We start from the raw sequence: 1,757 nt of genomic DNA, 5'->3' as shown, positions 1-1,757 counted from the left end.
GGCGCCCCGGGCGGCCCCCGCCGTGGCGGCGCCTTCGGGCCCCGGAGCCGGAACGGGGAGCACCACCGCCGCCACCGCCACCGGTGACCACCGGGCGACCCACCGGGCGATGGAGGCCGCGGTCGCCGCGGGCGTGCCCGGTGTGACGGCGACGGCGCGGGACGGGAGGGGCACCTGGGCGGCGACCGCCGGGGTGGGCGACCTCCGCACGGAACGGAAGCGTTCCCCGCAGGACCGCTACCGGGTCGGCAGCATCACCAAGACCTTCGTGGCGACGGTACTGCTGCAACTGGAGGCCGAGGGGAAGCTGTCCCTGGACGACACCGTCGACACCTGGCTGCCCGGCCTGGTGACCGGCAACGGCCACGACGGCACCCGGATCACCCTCAGGCAACTGCTGAACCACACCAGCGGCGTCTTCGACTACACGGCGGACGAGGACTTCGGCCGCATGTACTTCACGAAGGAGGGCGGCTTCTTCGAGCACCGCTACGACACCCTGGCCCCGGAGGAACTCGTACGGATCGCCCTGGCCCACGAGCCGGACTTCGAGCCCGGCACCTCCTGGAACTACTCCAACACCAACTACGTCCTGGCCGGCATGGTGATCGAGAAGGCCACCGGCCGCCCCTACGGCGAGGAGGTCCGCCGGCGCGTCATCGACCCCCTGCACCTGACCGCCACCTCGGTCCCCGGCACCCGTTCCTCCCTGCCCCGCCCCAGCAGCCGCGCCTACTCCAAGCTGGCACCGACCGCGACCGGCCCCACGTACGACGTCACGCGCATCAACCCGTCCCTCGCCCACTCGGCGGGCGAGATGATCTCCGACTCCAAGGACCTGAACCGCTTCTACCGCGCCCTGCTGACGGGCCGGCTGCTCCCCCGGGAGCAACTGGAGGAGATGACCACCATGGTCCCCGTGGACGCCACCCGCGCCTACGGCCTGGGCCTGATGAGGACCACGCTGAGCTGCGGCGTGGCCGTCTGGGGCCACGGCGGCGGCATCCACGGCTCCGTGTCCGAGGCCGTCACGACGGAGGACGGCCGGCACTCCCTGGCGTTCAACCTCAACGGTGACTGGGCGGGGGACACCGAGGCGGTGATCGAGGCGGAGTTCTGCGGCGGCTGACGCCCGCGGCCCGGACACACGGGAGGGGCCACCGGGCGACGGCTCCCGGCGGCCCCTCCGGCCCCCTCCCGACGGTGCTGCCCCGGCCCCCTACCGGGGCAGCACCACGACGTACGCCGACGGGTCGCGGTCGGCCGAGGCGATCAGCGCCGTACGGACCACCGCCGCCTGCTGCTCCATCGCGTCCCGGAGCTTGCGCGGGGTGATGTGGACGACCGTGATGCCGAGGCGTTCCAGGTGTTCGCGCTTGCGGGCGTACTCCGACCACTCGGCCTCGTCGCCGGGCCGCCGGCCCGGGCGCGGCGCGCGGGTGTCCAGCTCCACCGCCACCGCGTGCTCCGGCCAGTACGCGTCCAGGCCGCCGAGGTGGGGTCCGCCCGGCAGCCGCAGGTCGACGTTCCAGCACGGGTCGGGCAGGCCGTGCTCGCGCACCATCCGGTACAGCCGGGACTCCGCCAGCGTCCGTCCCTCGGCCAGCAGCGAGTCCACCGCGTCCACCACGTGCGGCCGGTTCAGCAGCTTCGCGGCGGTCAGCTCGCGCACCACCGCCGCCGGGTCGCAGAAGCCGCCGCGCACCGCCTCCGTGAGCAGCCCGCGCACCGTGCCCGCGTCCTGGAGGCCGGCCACG

General features: G+C 74.2%; 1 protein-coding gene and 1 pseudogene. One reads left to right on the top strand and one right to left on the bottom strand.

The genetic code is table 11. The features are described from left to right. The coding region (locus B7767_RS15990; protein ID WP_373408219.1) for a serine hydrolase domain-containing protein at nt 1–1,129 on the top strand (1,129 nt) is incomplete at its 5' end. Between the two features lie 90 nt (nt 1,130–1,219). Here the strand turns inward: B7767_RS15990 and B7767_RS15985 are convergent. Further along, a pseudogene (locus B7767_RS15985) lies at nt 1,220–1,757 on the bottom strand (hypothetical protein); the annotation flags it as partial.

This window comes from Streptomyces sp. 13-12-16, assembly GCF_002114215.1.
Lineage (GTDB): Bacteria > Actinomycetota > Actinomycetes > Streptomycetales > Streptomycetaceae > Streptomyces.
This window is presented reverse-complemented; position numbering and strand designations above follow the sequence as displayed.